Source organism: Thiopseudomonas acetoxidans (assembly GCF_030362935.1).
GTDB classification, from domain to species: Bacteria; Pseudomonadota; Gammaproteobacteria; order Pseudomonadales; family Pseudomonadaceae; genus Thiopseudomonas; species Thiopseudomonas acetoxidans.
This window is the reverse complement of sequence record NZ_JAUCDY010000002.1, coordinates 76,592-92,423: the sequence shown is the minus strand read 5'-3', so window position 1 is coordinate 92,423 and position 15,832 is coordinate 76,592. Positions and strand designations below refer to the sequence as shown.

The 15,832-nt window shown below is 48.5% G+C and carries 14 protein-coding genes; 11 read left to right on the top strand and 3 right to left on the bottom strand.

All coding sequences use genetic code 11. The annotated features are described in order from the left end of the window. The first annotated feature begins 4 nt into the window (after positions 1 to 4). The 10 genes from QEZ41_RS02465 (at position 5) to rnhB (ending at position 10,441) form a co-directional block, all read left to right on the top strand. Positions 5 to 820 carry a phosphatidate cytidylyltransferase gene (locus QEZ41_RS02465; protein ID WP_289409799.1) on the top strand — a complete coding sequence of 272 codons (816 nt, stop codon included), beginning with the start codon at positions 5 to 7 and terminating at the stop codon, positions 818 to 820. Beyond that, positions 820 to 2,013 (top strand): 1-deoxy-D-xylulose-5-phosphate reductoisomerase, encoded by a 1,194-nt coding sequence (gene ispC, locus QEZ41_RS02460; protein ID WP_289409798.1) that lies wholly within the window; start codon positions 820 to 822, stop codon positions 2,011 to 2,013. Before QEZ41_RS02465 ends, ispC begins: the two co-directional genes overlap by 1 nt. A gap of 3 nt (positions 2,014 to 2,016) precedes the next feature. Next, the gene (rseP, locus tag QEZ41_RS02455) at positions 2,017 to 3,369 is read left to right on the top strand and encodes an RIP metalloprotease RseP (RefSeq protein ID WP_289409797.1); all 1,353 of its coding nucleotides are present in this window, start codon (positions 2,017 to 2,019) and stop codon (positions 3,367 to 3,369) included. A gap of 62 nt (positions 3,370 to 3,431) precedes the next feature. Continuing rightward, a complete protein-coding gene (gene bamA / locus QEZ41_RS02450) occupies positions 3,432 to 5,777 on the top strand; it encodes an outer membrane protein assembly factor BamA (protein WP_289409796.1) in 2,346 nt (781 codons plus the stop codon). Between the two features lie 32 nt (positions 5,778 to 5,809). Further along, a complete protein-coding gene (locus tag QEZ41_RS02445) occupies positions 5,810 to 6,313 on the top strand; it encodes an OmpH/Skp family outer membrane protein (protein WP_289409794.1) in 504 nt (167 codons plus the stop codon). A 1-nt stretch (position 6,314) separates the two neighbouring features. Then, on the top strand, positions 6,315 to 7,352 hold the full coding sequence (gene lpxD, locus QEZ41_RS02440; protein WP_289409793.1) for a UDP-3-O-(3-hydroxymyristoyl)glucosamine N-acyltransferase: 1,038 nt from the start codon (positions 6,315 to 6,317) through the stop codon (positions 7,350 to 7,352). Positions 7,353 to 7,471: 119 nt separating this feature from the next. Then, the gene (gene fabZ / locus QEZ41_RS02435; RefSeq protein WP_289409791.1) at positions 7,472 to 7,912 is read left to right on the top strand and encodes a 3-hydroxyacyl-ACP dehydratase FabZ; all 441 of its coding nucleotides are present in this window, start codon (positions 7,472 to 7,474) and stop codon (positions 7,910 to 7,912) included. Then, positions 7,909 to 8,685, top strand: a complete 777-nt coding sequence (lpxA, locus tag QEZ41_RS02430; RefSeq protein ID WP_289409789.1) for an acyl-ACP--UDP-N-acetylglucosamine O-acyltransferase — start codon at positions 7,909 to 7,911, stop codon at positions 8,683 to 8,685. The genes fabZ and lpxA overlap by 4 nt, the downstream gene beginning before the upstream one ends. 6 nt (positions 8,686 to 8,691) lie before the next feature. Then, positions 8,692 to 9,849 (top strand): lipid-A-disaccharide synthase, encoded by a 1,158-nt coding sequence (lpxB, locus tag QEZ41_RS02425; RefSeq protein WP_289409788.1) that lies wholly within the window; start codon positions 8,692 to 8,694, stop codon positions 9,847 to 9,849. After that, complete coding sequence (gene rnhB / locus QEZ41_RS02420) at positions 9,839 to 10,441, top strand: ribonuclease HII (protein WP_289409787.1); 603 nt, start codon at positions 9,839 to 9,841, stop codon at positions 10,439 to 10,441. The genes lpxB and rnhB overlap by 11 nt, the downstream gene beginning before the upstream one ends. Positions 10,442 to 10,447: 6 nt before the next feature. Here rnhB and QEZ41_RS02415 read toward each other — a convergent pair whose 3' ends face one another. Genes QEZ41_RS02415 through metG form a run of 3 tightly spaced genes read right to left on the bottom strand, consistent with a single transcriptional unit; the run spans position 10,448 to position 14,651 of the window. Beyond that, positions 10,448 to 11,224: an MlaA family lipoprotein gene (locus QEZ41_RS02415; protein WP_289409786.1), complete on the bottom strand. Its 777-nt coding sequence runs from the start codon at positions 11,222 to 11,224 to the stop codon at positions 10,448 to 10,450. Further along, entirely contained in the window at positions 11,217 to 12,518 is a 1,302-nt protein-coding gene (locus tag QEZ41_RS02410; protein WP_289409785.1) for an RNA-binding protein, read from the bottom strand. Before QEZ41_RS02410 ends, QEZ41_RS02415 begins: the two co-directional genes overlap by 8 nt. Positions 12,519 to 12,545: 27 nt before the next feature. After that, positions 12,546 to 14,651, bottom strand: a complete 2,106-nt coding sequence (metG, locus tag QEZ41_RS02405; protein ID WP_289409784.1) for a methionine--tRNA ligase — start codon at positions 14,649 to 14,651, stop codon at positions 12,546 to 12,548. A 95-nt stretch (positions 14,652 to 14,746) separates the two neighbouring features. On the opposite strand from metG, the gene apbC reads away from it, so the two are divergent. Beyond that, positions 14,747 to 15,832: an iron-sulfur cluster carrier protein ApbC gene (gene apbC, locus QEZ41_RS02400; protein ID WP_289409783.1), complete on the top strand. Its 1,086-nt coding sequence runs from the start codon at positions 14,747 to 14,749 to the stop codon at positions 15,830 to 15,832.

The window sequence follows — 15,832 nt, the reverse complement described above, 5'->3', positions numbered from 1 at the left end:
TAGTATGTTAAAGCAGCGGATTATCACGGCCTTATGGTTGCTGCCGTTGGCCTTGTTTGGTTTTTTTGCTCTATCAGGCTGGGCATTTAGTTTGTTTGTTGGTCTGGTGTTAACTCTGGGAGCATGGGAGTGGGCACAGTTGGCAGGCAGCTTGCGGCAGTCGCAGCGTGTTGGCTATGCAGTGGTGACCGCTGTGTTATTTGCGACTCTACAGCTAGTGCCAGCAATAGAGTTACCCGTACTACTTGTTGCTTTGGCATGGTGGTGTGCGGCCACGCTAATGGTGATGAGTTATCCGCGCTCGGTCAGTCTCTGGGGCGGTTTATTGGGTAAGCTGCTTATTGGTTGGCTGGTTCTATTACCGGCAGGGATTGGTTTGCTGGTAATCAAATCATTCGTCCAAGGTAATGCTTTGATTTTCAGCATTATGCTGATGGTGTGGGCTGCTGATATCGGCGCCTACTTTTCGGGTAAAGCCTTGGGTAAGCGTAAATTAGCGCCTAATGTCAGTCCAGGTAAAAGCTGGGCGGGTTTATACGGCGGCTTGTTAGCCAGTGTGTTAGTAGCCTTGGGCTGTGCGCTGTATTTTTCTTTAACAGCCAAGCAGATCATTGTTTTTCTGATAGCAGCGGTGATTATAGTGTTGTTCTCTGTTATCGGAGACTTAACCGAAAGCATGTTCAAGCGCCAAGCTGGAGTAAAAGACAGCAGTAATCTGCTGCCCGGCCACGGTGGTGTGCTCGATCGTATTGATAGCCTTACCGCTGCCTTACCTTTGTTTGCTTTGTTTTTAATCTTTGCGGGTTGGGCGGTTCAGTAGTGCAGAAAATTACGATTCTTGGTGCTACAGGCTCCATTGGTGCCAGCACGTTGGATGTTATTAGCCAACATCCGCAGACGTATCAGGTGTTTGCGCTCACAGCCCACCGCCAGCTCGATAAGCTGGTAGAGCTTTGCCAGCGCTTTTGTCCGCGCTATGCCGTAGTCGAAACGGAGCAAGATGCCGAAGTATTGCAGCAGCAGTTGACCGGTTTGGGTTTAGACACTGAGCTACTATTTGGTGATGCGGGTTTATGTCAGGTTGCCAGTGCGTCAGAGGTAGACGCTGTGGTGTCCGCTATCGTTGGGGCAGCTGGTTTGGTGCCAACACTTGCGGCAGTCAAGGCAGGCAAGAAAGTGTTGCTGGCCAATAAAGAAGCACTGGTGATGTCTGGCGCGCTCTTTATGCAGGCTGTGCGTGAGCATGGCGCACAACTTTTACCTATAGACAGTGAACACAACGCTATCTACCAGTGTCTACCCTGTAATTATCATGAAGGCTTACAACAGGTGGGCGTGCGTCGTTTACTACTAACCGCTTCGGGTGGGCCTTTCCGTGAAACTGCTTTGGCTGATCTGGCTAAGGTGACACCAGCACAAGCCTGTGCGCATCCAAACTGGTCGATGGGGCAAAAAATCTCTGTCGATTCGGCCACTATGATGAATAAGGGCTTGGAGCTGATTGAGGCCTGCTGGTTGTTTGATGCTAAGCCGCAGCAGGTTGAAATAGTGGTGCATCCGCAAAGCGTGATTCATTCCTTGGTCGACTATGTGGATGGTTCTGTATTAGCCCAGTTGGGTAATCCAGATATGCGCACACCCATTGCCCATGCGCTGGCATGGCCTGACAGGATAGAATCGGGTGTGTCGCCGCTGGATTTGTATCAGTTAGCACGTATGGATTTTTATGAGCCGGATTTAGAGCGGTTTGCCTGTTTAAAATTAGCGCGTGATGCGGCTGAGCAGGGCGGCACCGCACCTGCTATTCTTAATGCGGCTAATGAAGTCGCGGTAGCAGGTTTTCTAGCGGGACAGATTGGTTTTTTAGCTATTGCTCATTTGATTGAAACGGTATTGCAGCAGCTAGCAGTGCAGTCTGTGACTAATCTGCAGACAGTTTTAACAGCGGATCAGCAAGCGCGTGAGTTGGCTCAGATATGGCTAACGCAAAACTGTAGTTTGGCGAGGAGATAGCAGGTGAGCAGTTTGTACATGCTCTTTGGCACCCTATTGGCTTTAGGTGTGTTGGTAACGATTCATGAATACGGCCATTTTTGGGTGGCGCGTAAGTGCGGTGTGAAAGTACTGCGCTTTTCTGTGGGTTTTGGTACGCCTTTGCTGCGTTGGTATGATCGTCACGGCACAGAGTTTGTCATAGCCGCCATTCCTTTGGGTGGTTACGTAAAAATGCTTGATAGCCGCGAAGGTGAACTGACCGAACAGCAACAAGCGTACGCCTTTAATCATAAGTCGGTACAGCAACGTATAGCCATTGTGGCCGCGGGTCCGGTGGCTAACTTTTTATTGGCTTTTGTGTTTTTTTGGTGTCTGGCCATGTTGGGCACGCAAGAACCAAGGCCCATCATAGGGCAGGTGTTGCCGCAAAGTTTGGCGGAGCAGGCAGGTCTAAAAGCAGGGCTGGAAATTAGTGCCATTGACGGCAATTCAGTGGTTGGCTGGTCAGATATTAATATTCAGTTAATTAGGCGAGCAGGTGAGACGGGCTTATTGCGTATTGATGCGCTCGTGCCCGGCGATTCAATAGCTACGGGTTATTTACTACAGCTGCAGGAGTGGCAGAGGGGAGCGGAGGATTTAAATCCACTGGTTTCGTTGGGTTTAATACCTTGGCGCCCTACGGTTGAAGCGCAGTTAACCCAGCTTGATGCACAAGGGCCTGCATATAAGGCAGGTTTGCAAGAACAGGACTTAATTCTTGCGATTGATGGACAGCCTATGGCTTCATGGCATGAGGTCGTTGGTTATGTGCAAGCCAAGCCCAATCAGCAGGTAGATGTTTTAGTCGAGCGCCAACAGCAACAATTACTTATCCCGGTGCACCTATCCGCACGTGGCGATGAACAGCAGCCAGTGGGTTATTTAGGGGCTGGTGCGAGTAGCTCGGCTTGGCCTGACGATAAACTAGTACATACGCGTTTTGGTCCAGTCGCCGCCATTGCTGAAGGCGCAAATCGCACGTGGTTAATGAGCAGCATGACGCTGGCCTCAATTAAGAAAATGCTTTTTGGTGAGTTGTCTGCAAAAAACTTGAGTGGACCCATAAGCATTGCTAAAGTAGCGGGCGCTTCAGCTGAATCTGGCCTGCGTAGTTTTTTGAACTTTTTAGCCTATTTAAGTATCAGTTTAGGGGTGTTAAATTTATTACCTATCCCTGTGCTAGACGGCGGACATTTGTTATTTTATACGGTCGAGTGGGTTCGTGGAAAACCGGTTTCAGAAAAGATACAAACGTGGGGCATGCAAATAGGTATTGCTCTGGTAATGTGCGTTATGTTTTTTGCAGTGTTTAATGATATAACGCGTTTATAAGATTGTTGGTTGCTGTGCTTAAGGCAGCTTTTTAACCACAAAAAAAACAAATAAAGGACAGCATGAAACGTCTGTTATTACCAGCGGTAATCTCCGCACTAATTATGTCTGAAGCTTCAGCAGCGCCTTTTACGATTGCTGATATCCGTCTCAATGGTTTACAACGCGTTTCAGCGGGCAGCGTGTTCGCCGCCTTGCCGCTGGGAGTGGGTGACGAAGTTGATGAGCGTGGTTTGGTTGAAGCGACACAGGCTCTGTTTAAGACTGGTTTTTTCCAAGATATCCAACTTAGCCGCGATGAGGCTGTGTTGGTGGTTAACTTGGTTGAACGTCCTTCAATTTCCAGTATTGAAATCACGGGTAACAAAGCAATTAAAACCGAAGATTTGCTTAAAGGGCTTAAGCAGTCGGGCCTAGCTGAAGGCGAAATCTTTCAGCGTGCCACTTTAGAGGGTGTGCGTAATGAGCTGCATCGGCAGTATGTAGCCCAGGGTCGTTATGGTGCACAGATTGAAGCCACTGTTGTGCAACAAGAGCGCAACCGAACGGCCATCAAAATTGAAATTAAAGAAGGCGCTGTTGCTTCTATTCGCCACGTGAACGTAGTGGGCAACAAGGTGTTTTCCAATGATGAACTGACGGACATTTTTGAGCTTAAAGAGCGCAATTGGCTGTCTTTCTTCAAGGGTGACGACAAGTACTCGCGCGAAAAGCTTTCCGGCGACTTAGAGCGCTTGCGTTCTTATTATCTGGACCGTGGTTATATCAACATGGATATAACTTCAACTCAGGTGTCGATCACGCCTGATAGAAAGCATGTGTATCTAACGGTTAACGTAGACGAGGGCGAGCAGTATCGCATTCGCGAGGTTAAGTTGTCGGGCGATCTCAAGGTTCCTGAGGAAGAAGTCACAGCTTTGTTGTTGACGGGCGAGGGGCAAATCTTCTCGCGCAAGGTAATGACCACTACAGCTGATTTGATTACCCGTCGTTTAGGTAATGATGGCTACACCTTTGCTAACGTGAGCGGTGTGCCGCAGGTTCACGAAGAAGACAATACAGTTAGCATTACCTTTGTCGTTGACCCAGGTAAACGTGCTTACGTCAATCGTATTAATTTTCGCGGCAACACCAAAACCCGTGATGAAGTGTTGCGCCGCGAAATGCGTCAAATGGAAGGCGGTTGGGCATCAACCTATCTGATTGATCAGTCTAAAACACGTCTTGAGCGTCTAGGTTACTTTAAAGAAGTTAACGTTGAAACACCTGCAGTGCCGGGTACTGACGATCAGGTTGACGTTAATATCAGTGTTGAGGAGCAAGCCTCAGGTTCTATTTCTGCCAGTATTGGTTACGCGCAAAACGCAGGTTTAATCTTGGGTGGCTCTATTAGTCAGAGCAACTTTATGGGGACGGGTAACTACGTCAGCTTTGGTTTAACGCGCAGTGAATACCAGAGCGCCTATAGCTTTAATTTTGTTGACCCCTACTGGACCGTTGACGGTGTTAGTTTGGGTTATAACGCTTACTACCGTGAAACTAACTTTAAGAAGCTCAAAGTTGATGTAGCCAGTTACTCGGTGGATAGTTACGGTGGTGGTGTAACGCTTGGCTACCCCATTAGTGAAGAGTCGCGCCTGACTTTTGGCTTGGGTGCGCAGAAAGACACGATCAAAATTGGCAGTATTCCAGCAAAAGAAATTGAAGACTTTGCTAAGCGCGAAGGTAAAGATCACAACATCTTTAAAGGCTCGGCAGGTTGGTCTACGTCCACGCTTAACCGCGGTGTATTGCCCACCCGCGGCTATTCGCAAGGTGTTTTTGTAGATGCAACGATTCCAGGCAGTGATCTGTCGTTTTATAGCCTGGACTATAACGGTCAAGTGTATAAGCGTTTAGGTAGCAGCGAACAATTGTTACGTTTCCATACCCAGCTTGGTTATGCTGACAGCTACGGCTCAACCAAAGTATTGCCCTTCTATGAGCACTATTATGCCGGTGGTTTTGGCTCAGTCCGTGGTTTTAGAGACAGCAGTTTAGGGCCTCGCAGCACGCCGCATGATAAAGATTGGGATAAAGACTACTTACCTTTCGGTGGTAACGTTTTAATCCAGGGTGGTGTTGAGTGGATTTTCCCCATGCCCTTTATCAAAGATCAGCGCTCATTCCGTAGTTATGCGTTCTGGGATGTGGGTAACGTCTTTAATACCAGCTGTAGTAAGTACCAAAAAGCCCGTAACGAAGAGGGCTGTAGTATAAGCGCCAGTGAATTAGCCAGCTCAGCCGGTGTGGGTTTAACTTGGGTAACTGCTATGGGACCGCTTAGCTTCAGTGTGGGTAGACCGCTTAAAAAGCCAGAAAACTCAAGCAGCCAGTTCTTCCAGTTTACTCTTGGACAAACGTTCTAGTACAAAATATATATCATTCAAGGAGTGTCATAGTGCGTAAATTAATTCAGTTAGCTGTGTTTGCCAGTTTAATTATCAGCGGTGCAGCGCATGCTGAGCTTAAAATTGCTGTGCTTGATGTACAGATGGCACTGATGGAATCAGATGCTGCTAAAAAATACGAAACGCAGCATGAAAAAGAATTCGGCGCGCAATTTGAAAAAATTAAAACGCTGGAAAACGATACGTTAAAATTGCAGCAGCGCTTACAAAAAGATGGCGAGAAAATGCAGCAGGCTGAGTACGAGCGTTTAGAGCTCGACTACAAGCAAAAAGTACGTGAAGTGCAGATTAAGTCACAAGAGTTCAACGAGGCACGCGCAAAAGCAGAGCAAGATTTTTTGCAAGGCATTAAGCCGAAGCTCGATAAAGCGATTGAGGAAGTTCTGAAAAGTGGCAATTATGATCTTGTTATAGACAGAGCAGCAGTAGTGGATGTAAGTCCTAAACTAGACATCACGTTGCGCGTAGTTGAACGCTTAAACCAGATGCGTTGATATGACAGGGTTTACTTACAGCTTAAAAGAGCTGGCTGATCAGGTTGATGCGCAGATACAGGGCGACGAACATGTTGTGATTAATGGCTTGTCTACCTTGCAGGATGCACAAGCCAATCAGATTAGTTTTCTGGCTAACCCACAGTACCGCAAGCAATTGGCCGAAACACAAGCGGGTGCGGTGCTGCTGACAGAAAAAGATGCACAGAATTACCGCGGTAATTGCCTGATAGTGGCCGATCCTTATTTGGCTTTTGCGCGAATTTCCCACCTGTTTGATCCCAAGCCAAAAGCACAACCCGGCATTCATCCGAGCGCGCATATTGATGATAGCGCTCAGATTGATGCAACGGCCTGCATTGGCCCAGGTGTAGTTATAGAGGCGGACGTACAGATCTCAGCCAATGTGGTGATTGGCGCACATTGTTTTATTGGTGCACGTAGTCGCATAGGCGCAGACAGTTGGTTAGCGCCACGAGTAACCCTGTACCACGATGTTAAAGCCGGAGCACGACTGGTGATTCAGTCAGGCGCGGTGATTGGTGGCGAAGGTTTTGGTTTTGCTAAACATGAAGGAGCATGGCAAAAAATTGCTCAAATTGGCGGTGTCACCATCGGTGATGATGTCGAGATAGGTGCGAATACCTGTATAGACCGGGGTGCATTAAAGGACACGCTAATTGGCAATGGCGTTAAGATAGACAATCAAATTCAAATTGCGCATAACGTCGAGGTGGGTGACCACACGGCTATGGCAGCCTGCGTTGGGATTTCTGGCAGCACTAAAATTGGTAAACACTGCCTACTCGCAGGTGGTGTTGGCTTAGTGGGTCATATTGAGCTATGTGACAATGTATTTGTTACAGGAATGACTATGGTGACTCATTCCATCACCGAACCGGGCGCATATTCTTCTGGTACAGCCATGCAGCCGGCTGCTGAGTGGAAAAAAAGTGCAGTACGTTTTCGTCAGTTAGATGAGCTGTCCAAAAAAGTACGTAAATTGGAAAAAGCCTTGGTAGGTGACTCTAAGGCGTAATAACTCATCTTACGAAGCATGTAATATATTTTTCTGTTGATAAATTGAAGTTCTGTGTTCGAGCTGCAGTGCTAATGCAGCTTTTATGATGACTTCAATTATAAAAAGGCTATAAAACCATGATGGATATAAATGAAATTCGCCAGTTGTTACCGCATCGTTACCCTTTTTTACTGGTGGATCGTGTAGAAACATTGGATTTAGAAAACAAAACAATTAGTGCGTATAAAAACGTCAGTATTAATGAGCCTTTTTTTAATGGTCACTTTCCGCAGCATCCCATAATGCCTGGCGTGTTGATTATCGAAGCTATGGCGCAGGCGGCAGGTTTGTTAGGTTTTAAAATGATGAATGCCACCCCGGAAGACGGAGTGCTTTATTATTTTGTCGGTTCAGACAAGCTACGCTTTCGTCACCCAGTAGTACCGGGCGATAAGCTGCAGCTCGATGCGCGCTTTATTAGTGTTAAGCGCGGCATTTGGAAGTTCGACTGCAAAGCTACTGTAGCGGGTACAGCGGTTTGTTCTGCTGAAATTATTTGTGCGGAACGAAAGTTATGAGTTTGATTGACCCTCGCGCTATTGTTGACCCTAAGGCTAAGCTTGCAGAAAATGTGCAGGTCGGCCCTTGGACAGTAATAGGTCCTGATGTAGAGATTGGTGAGGGTACTGTTATTGCTTCCCATGTGGTTCTTAAGGGACCAACAGTGATTGGGCGCAATAACAAGATTTTGCAGTTTTCCAGTGTGGGTGAAGATACTCCAGACTTGAAATATCAGGGCGAGCCCACCCGACTGGTTATCGGCGATAACAATACTATCCGTGAGGGTGTCACTATTCATCGTGGCACCGTTCAAGACCGTGGCGAAACCACTATTGGCGATAATAACTTGCTGATGGCCTATGTGCACATTGGTCATGATAGTGTGATTGGTAATCACTGTATTTTGGTCAACAACACCGCTTTAGCGGGGCATGTGCATGTGCATGACTGGGCGATTTTGTCGGGCTTTACGTTGGTACACCAGCATTGCCATATAGGTGCACACAGTTTTTCCGCGATGGGCACAGCTATAGGTAAGGATATTCCTGCTTTTGTTATGGTGGCAGGCAATCCGGCAGAAGCGCGCAGTATGAACTTTGAAGGCATGCGTCGTCGTGGCGTATCAGAGACGGCCATGCAGGCGCTGCGCCGCGCATACAAGATTGTCTATCGCAGTGGTAACACAGTCGATCATGCCCTGGCAAAACTTGAAGACAGTGCCGCGCAGTTTGCTGAAGTGGCTCTTTTTTGCGAGTCTATCCGCAACTCAACCCGCGGTATTACGCGTTAATTATCCATGACAAAGCCGCTTAAAGTTGCTTTGGTTGCCGGCGAGGCCTCAGGGGATATCCTCGGTGCTGGGCTGATGCAAGCATTGCGCGAACAATTAGGCCCAGCCCCAATAGAGTTTATTGGCGTCGGCGGCAAGCTGATGCATGCGCAGGGACTCGATTCTTATTTTCCGATCGAACGCCTATCCGTAATGGGCTTGGTAGAAGTATTAGGTCGCTTGCCTGAATTGCTGTCACGCCGTAAGCGCCTAATTAAAACCCTACTGGCTGAACGCCCCGATGTTTTTATTGGCATTGACTCACCCGATTTCACCCTGAATATAGAACTTAAACTGCGTGCGCATGGGATTAAAACCGTGCATTACGTCAGTCCTTCAGTGTGGGCATGGCGGCAAAAGCGTGTGTTTAAAATTCAACAAGCCTGTGATTTGATGCTGTGTTTACTGCCCTTTGAAGCAGAGTTCTATCAAAAGCATCAGGTTTCAGTGCGCTTTGTCGGTCATCCTTTAGCGGACTCTATTCCCGTAGTGAATCAGCCAGCACCTGCACGCGCCCGTTTAGCGGTTGCTGTCGAGCAAACCGTGGTTGCCTTAATGCCGGGTAGTCGCGCTGGGGAAGTGGCGAAGCTTGGCGAGTTATTTGTCCAAACCGCTGCATTAATAATGCAGCAGCGCCCTGATGTGCAGTTCTTATTGCCAGCTGCAAGTGCCGAACGCTTGCAGCAACTACAACTTATTTTAGCAGCGCATCAAGAGTTGCCCATTCGTTTAGTCGATGGCCAGTCGCAAGATGTGCTGCAAGCCTGTGATGCGGTTTTAATTGCATCAGGCACGGCGACTCTTGAGGCCATGCTGTTAAAACGTCCGATGGTGGTGGCCTACCGCCTAGCGCCTTTGACTTACATGCTGCTTCAACGCATGGTTAAAAGCCCGTATTTCTCGTTGCCTAACTTATTGGCTGGACGTGCCTTAGTGCCAGAGTTTATTCAGCAGCAAGCAACGCCAGAGGCTTTGGCTCAAGCCGTACTGCAGCAATTGGATGAGGGTGCGGAGCAAACCGAGCACTTTTTAGAGCTGCATAAGCTACTTAAGCGCGACGCTTCAAAGCAGGCGGCAGCTGCGGTGCTGGAGTTAATACAAGGCGACACAAACCATGCAAATTGATTTGGATTTAGTGCCGATAGAACCGTTTACTGCTGGTGTAGATGAAGTGGGGCGCGGCCCGCTTTGTGGTCCAGTGGTGGCTGCGGCAGTTATTCTGGATCCAGATAGGCCTATCCTCGGTTTAAAAGACTCAAAGCGGCTTACAGAACGGCGACGAATTGAATTGGCGGAAGAGATCAAAGCTAGGTCGCTGGCATGGTGCGTAGCGCGTGCTGAAGTGGCGGAAATTGATGAGCTAAATGTTTTGCACGCAACCATGTTGGCCATGCAGCGTGCGGTGGCTGGCTTGAGCACAGAGCCGAGTTCCGCACTTATTGATGGTAACCGCTGCCCTCAACTCGATGTGCCTTGTGCGGCAGTGGTTAAGGGCGATGATAAGGTGCCAGCGATTGCTGCGGCGTCGATTTTAGCCAAGGTCAGCCGCGATCAGGAAATGCAGCAACTGGATGCGCTTTATCCGGGATATGGGATTGCACAACACAAGGGCTACCCAACAGCGGCACACATGAAAGCGCTGGCTGAACTGGGTGCTACGCCCATCCACCGCCGTTCATTCAAACCTGTACAACAGGCGCTACAGAACAAGTCTTGATGGCTATTACTCGTTAATTTGTAGCTGCCGCGCTTTGGTGTAGATATAACGGATTTTCTCATACTCAAAAGGCGAGTTGAGCTGACCATAGCGCAGCTCAGTGGTATAGCGCATATCAATAATTTGCAGACCGTATAGTTCGGGATTGCGGCGACTTATTTCCGCGTAGTTGATCAGGTTGACCTCTCGGTCACCGAAGAAATCCGTGACCAAACCGGTGGTATCACGCAAATTGGAAGGGCCGAGGAAAGGTAGCACGAGATAAGGTCCTTCAGGCAAGCCGTACACACCAAGAGTTTGACCAAAATCCTCTTTGACTTTAACCAAACCCATCTTGCTGGCCGGATCCCAGAGTCCGCCGACACCCAAAATTGTATTAAACAGTAACCGTGCTGTGCTGTGCATGGCACGTTTAAATTTCCCCTGCAACAAGCTATTTGCACTGGTCGGAACTTGACCAAGGTTGCTAAAGAAGTTGCTAACGCCCGTACGCACAGGCTTAGGTGTTACGTAGCGGTAGGCTCTGACGCTTGGCAAAAAAACGTATTGATCAAACTTGTAATTAAAGTGATACAGATGGCGATTAACTAGCTCAAGCGGATCGTGAACCTGCAGGGCAGCGAAGTTGGAGCGCTCAAACTGGTATTGCTCCAAAGCTGGGGTAAATTCCAGCTGTTTGAGAGGGGTTTTAAAGCCCGCATCCTCAAGAGTTTCTGCCCAGAGTGGGGGGCTTAAGCTTGCGCTCACGGATAGAATAAAAGCAATTAATACAGGCTTAGTCATGGAAGAATTCCAGTATGTCGTCGGCATTTTTCACATAATCTAAATTACCCAAGTGTCCACCGTAAGGATAAAGAATCAGGCGGTCTTGGAAAACCTGTTCCAGAAATGTCAGATCGCCAGCGCCTAAAATAAAATCGTCCTGATTGTGCATGACAGAGATATTTTTATTCGTGCGTAAATGCTCACTAACCGCATAAAGACTGGTTTGTTGGATTAAGTCTTCCAGCTCGCCCGCTTGAAAAACGTTCTGCCAAAAGGGTAGGAGTTGCTCGCGTATATAGCAGCTAAAATCACAGAGCAGCGCGATTTCAAAATACGGCGTTAAGCTGGTGCCGTCGGTGATTCTTGTGCCTGTAGGGATGATTAAGCCGCGGCGGTTAATTAAGTCGGTAGTGAAGTTAATGTCTGTGGCGGTGAAACGAAACATAGTGCCAATAAGCATGGCCATTTCAGCATCCGTAAAACGTTCTGGTGAATTTTGGAAGTCAGCGAGGATGGCTTGGTCGAAATTAAAATGACCTCTTTTTTCAAAGTAGCGCGCTAACTTATCGAATACGTCTTGGTAAAAATCATGCCCTTCATAGAGTTCGGGTAGCTCTACGTTGGCCATTTGGTCGAGGTTGTTTACCGAGGTGTACAGGTTAACGGGCGGATTAAGCAGCAGCGTGCGTTTGAAATTAAAAAATTGCTGCTGTTGATCGATTTCACTAATAAATGCCGCATGCAAGCCACCAAGGCTGTAACCCGTTAAAAACCAGTCAGTTACTGGGAGGTTTTTATGCTTGCGGGCAATGGTTTGCATGACGTAATACAGCTCTTGTGCATCTAAGGGCGAGTAGCCGGGGGTGGCGTAATGCGATGCGGCGGCCATAAAGTCATAGCTGGTGGGTGAGGAAATCTGCACCACATGCATGCCCGCGCCATAAAAAAGCTTTTTCAGGTACTCGGCCTTGTCGCTGTCATAGCGAGCACCTGTACCAGCGATGATAAAAATAAGCGGTGCAGGTTTTTTTTGTTTAGCGAGGCGGTAATGCAAGGTTTTTACTGGCCAAAAATTACTCGGTAAGCTTTGTTCACGCTCTGGACGTAGGCGCAGCTGATAGTCTTTTTGCTTGATTTGCTCGTTGCCAATCAGCTGCGGTTGCAGCTCAACTGGAGAGCCAGCAATGGTGGCTTGGAAAGGGTTATGGATGGGAAAGCCATAACTTTGTTCATCAATGAGTTGATAGCCCACTGCTGTCGTGGCTGACAGCAGTGTGGCTAAAGCACAGAATAAAACCGCTAGTAGGTGCATAAGTAACCCTGTGCGACTTGGAGGTAATTAACTAATACGCTGACCGGGTATAGCACCGCTATCAGGGCTGAGCAGGAAAATGTCCTTGCCGCCTGGACCTGCGGCCATCACCATGCCTTCGGAGATACCAAACTTCATTTTGCGTGGTGCAAGGTTCGCTACGCAAGCGGTTAGGCGACCTTCCAGTTCGGCTGGGTTGGGGTAGGCGCTTTTGATGCCGGCAAACACATTACGTTTTTCACCGCCCAAGTCCAAGGTCAATTGCAGTAGTTTATCTGCACCTTCAACGAATTCGGCTTTTTCAATGCGTGCGATACGCATATCAACCGCGGCAAACGCATCAAAGTTAATTTCAGCAGCGATAGGGTTTTTATCTAGCTCGTTGGGCTCGGCGGCGGGTTGGTTATCCATTTCTTGTAAATCCTCTTTCGCGGCTTCGACCATGGCTTCAATGTTTTTGGCATCGATGCGGGTCATCAAGGGGGTAAAGGGGTTAAGTTGATGCTGGGTGAGGCGCACATCTAGATGCGTCCAGTCCAAGCTGTTTACGTTAAGGAATTGCTCTGCTTGCTGAGCGAGCTGTGGCAATACCGGCTTGAGCAGAATGACCAGCTGTTTGAATAGGTTGATGCCTAGTGAGCAAATAGCCTGCACTTCTTCCTGCTTGCCTTCAATCTTGTTCATGGCCCAAGGAGCTTTGTCGGCAATCCAAGCATTGGCGGCATCAGCCAGTGCCATGGTTTCGCGCATGGCGCGGGCAAAGTCACGTTTTTCATAGGCATCGGCAATGGAGGGTGCTGCCTCTGCAAAGCTGCTCCATAATGCCGGTTCAGCAAGCTCACTAACTAAAACGCCTTGATTGCCCTTGTGTACAAAGCCGGCGCAGCGGCTGGCGATGTTTACCACTTTGCCGACGAGGTCGGAGTTCACTTTCTGAATAAAATCATCAAGGTTGAGATCCAAGTCTTCCACGCCACGGCCCAGCTTAGAGGCGTAGTAGTAGCGCAGGTATTCAGGGTTTAAATGGTCTAAATAGGTGCGTGCTTTGATAAAGGTGCCGCGCGATTTAGACATTTTCGCGCCGTTGACAGTAAGGTATCCGTGTACGTTTACTGCGGTTGGCTTGCGAAAACCTGCGCCTTCGAGCATGGCGGGCCAAAATAACGCGTGGAAGTTAATAATGTCTTTACCAATAAAATGGTACAGCTCGGCGGTCGAATCCACAGACCAAAACGCATCAAATTCCAGTTCGGGTGTGCGATCGCAAAGGTTTTTAAAGCTGGCCATATAGCCAATGGGTGCATCCAGCCAGACATAAAAATATTTGTTTGGCGCGCCCGGGATTTCAAAACCAAAGTAGGGTGCGTCGCGGGAGATGTCCCACTCTTGCAGGCCCGCGTCCAACCATTCGGCTAGTTTGTTAGCCACTGAGGTTTGTAAGGCTCCACTGCGCGTCCATTCTTTGAGCATGGCGGTAAAATTGGGCAGCTTAAAGAAAAAATGCTCGGAGTCTCTTAGTTCGGGTGTTGCACCAGAAATAGCTGAACGTGGGTTTTTAAGTTCAGTTGGGTGATAGGTTGCACCGCATTTTTCGCAGTTGTCACCGTATTGGTCTTCTGCTTTGCACTTGGGGCAGGTGCCTTTAATAAAGCGGTCAGCCAGAAACATGCCTTTTTCTGGGTCGAAATACTGAGTCACTGAGCGGTTGGCAATATGACCGGCCTCTTTTAAACGACTGTAAATCAGCTCGCTAAAGTAGCGGTTTTCTTCACTGTGAGTGGTGTAGTAGTTGTCGAAGTTCACGTGGAAATCAGCAAAATCAGAGCTGTGTTCTTTATGAACGGCTTCAATCAGCTGTTCAGGAGTAATGACTTCGTGCTCGGCGCGCAGCATGATGGCGGAGCCGTGTGCATCATCGGCGCAGACATAAATGCATTGATGACCGCGCATTTTTTGGAAGCGTACCCATATGTCAGTCTGGATGTATTCAAGCATGTGGCCCAAATGAATGGAGCCGTTGGCATAGGGTAAGGCGCTGGTCACTAAAATTTTGCGGATCGGATTCATGGTGTTAATTACTTTGTTAAAGTGAAAAAGGTTGCTAAGTATATAGAATTTTACGGTTTTTTTCATCCTCTGTGGTATCTGTTGTATTAATCGCACAAGCAAAACGAAAGAGAATGCACTACACTCCAACACAGCTTTTTTAACGATTCTGGGAGCCTAAAATGAGCCAGCTAAACCGAGAGCAGATAGAGTCAGCTTTGCGTGAACTTACCGATCCACATTTGAATCAAGACCCAGTGAGTGCTGAATGCGTGAAAGATATTCGCATTAACGGCAGCTCGGTGGTCGTGGATGTGGTGTTGGGTTATGCCGCCGACCAGTTTAAGCAAGGTTGGGCGCAGATACTGCAAAGTGCGGTGGAGCAAGTTGCGGGCGTTAGCCAGGCGCAAGTGAATGTGTCTTGGCAGGTACCAGCACAGCCAAACGTAGGGGCACCAGACACCCTAGCACAGGTGAAGAATGTAATTGCAGTGGCTTCGGGTAAAGGCGGGGTGGGTAAGTCCACTACCGCAGCCAATCTCGCGCTAGCTTTGGCTCGTGAAGGCGCTAAGGTGGGTGTGCTGGATGCGGATATCTATGGCCCAAGCCAAGGAATAATGTTTGGTATCCCAGCAGGAACACGTCCAGCCGTGCAAAATGAGAAACTGTTTGTGCCGATCGAGGCTATGGGTGTGAAGGTTATGTCCATGGCGTTTTTAACCGATGACAATACGGCTATGGCATGGCGTGGACCGATGGCAGCTGGGGCATTACAACAGCTATTAACACAAACCCTTTGGGGAGATCTGGATTATCTGGTGGTGGATATGCCGCCGGGTACCGGTGATATCCAATTGACGCTGTCACAAAAAGTATCGGTGGCTGGCGCATTGATTGTGACTACACCGCAGGATATTGCTTTGTTAGATGCCAAGAAAGGCATTGAAATGTTCCGCAAGGTGAATATTCCAGTGCTGGGCGTGGTGGAAAATATGGCGGTGCATGTGTGCTCAAACTGCGGTCATATTGAACATGTGTTCGGTGAGGGTGGCGGTGAGCGTTTAGCCGAAGCCTATGAGGTTGACCTGCTGGCTTCGATGCCCTTATCGATGGCGATTCGGATGCAGTGTGATGGCGGTAAACCGACCACAGAGGCTGATCCTGAAAGCCAAATTGCGATGATTTACCAGCAGTTAGCGCGCACAGTAGGTGCTCGCTTAAGTGTGGCAGCTTATGCAGGTGCAGTGCCTGAGATTGAGATCGATTAG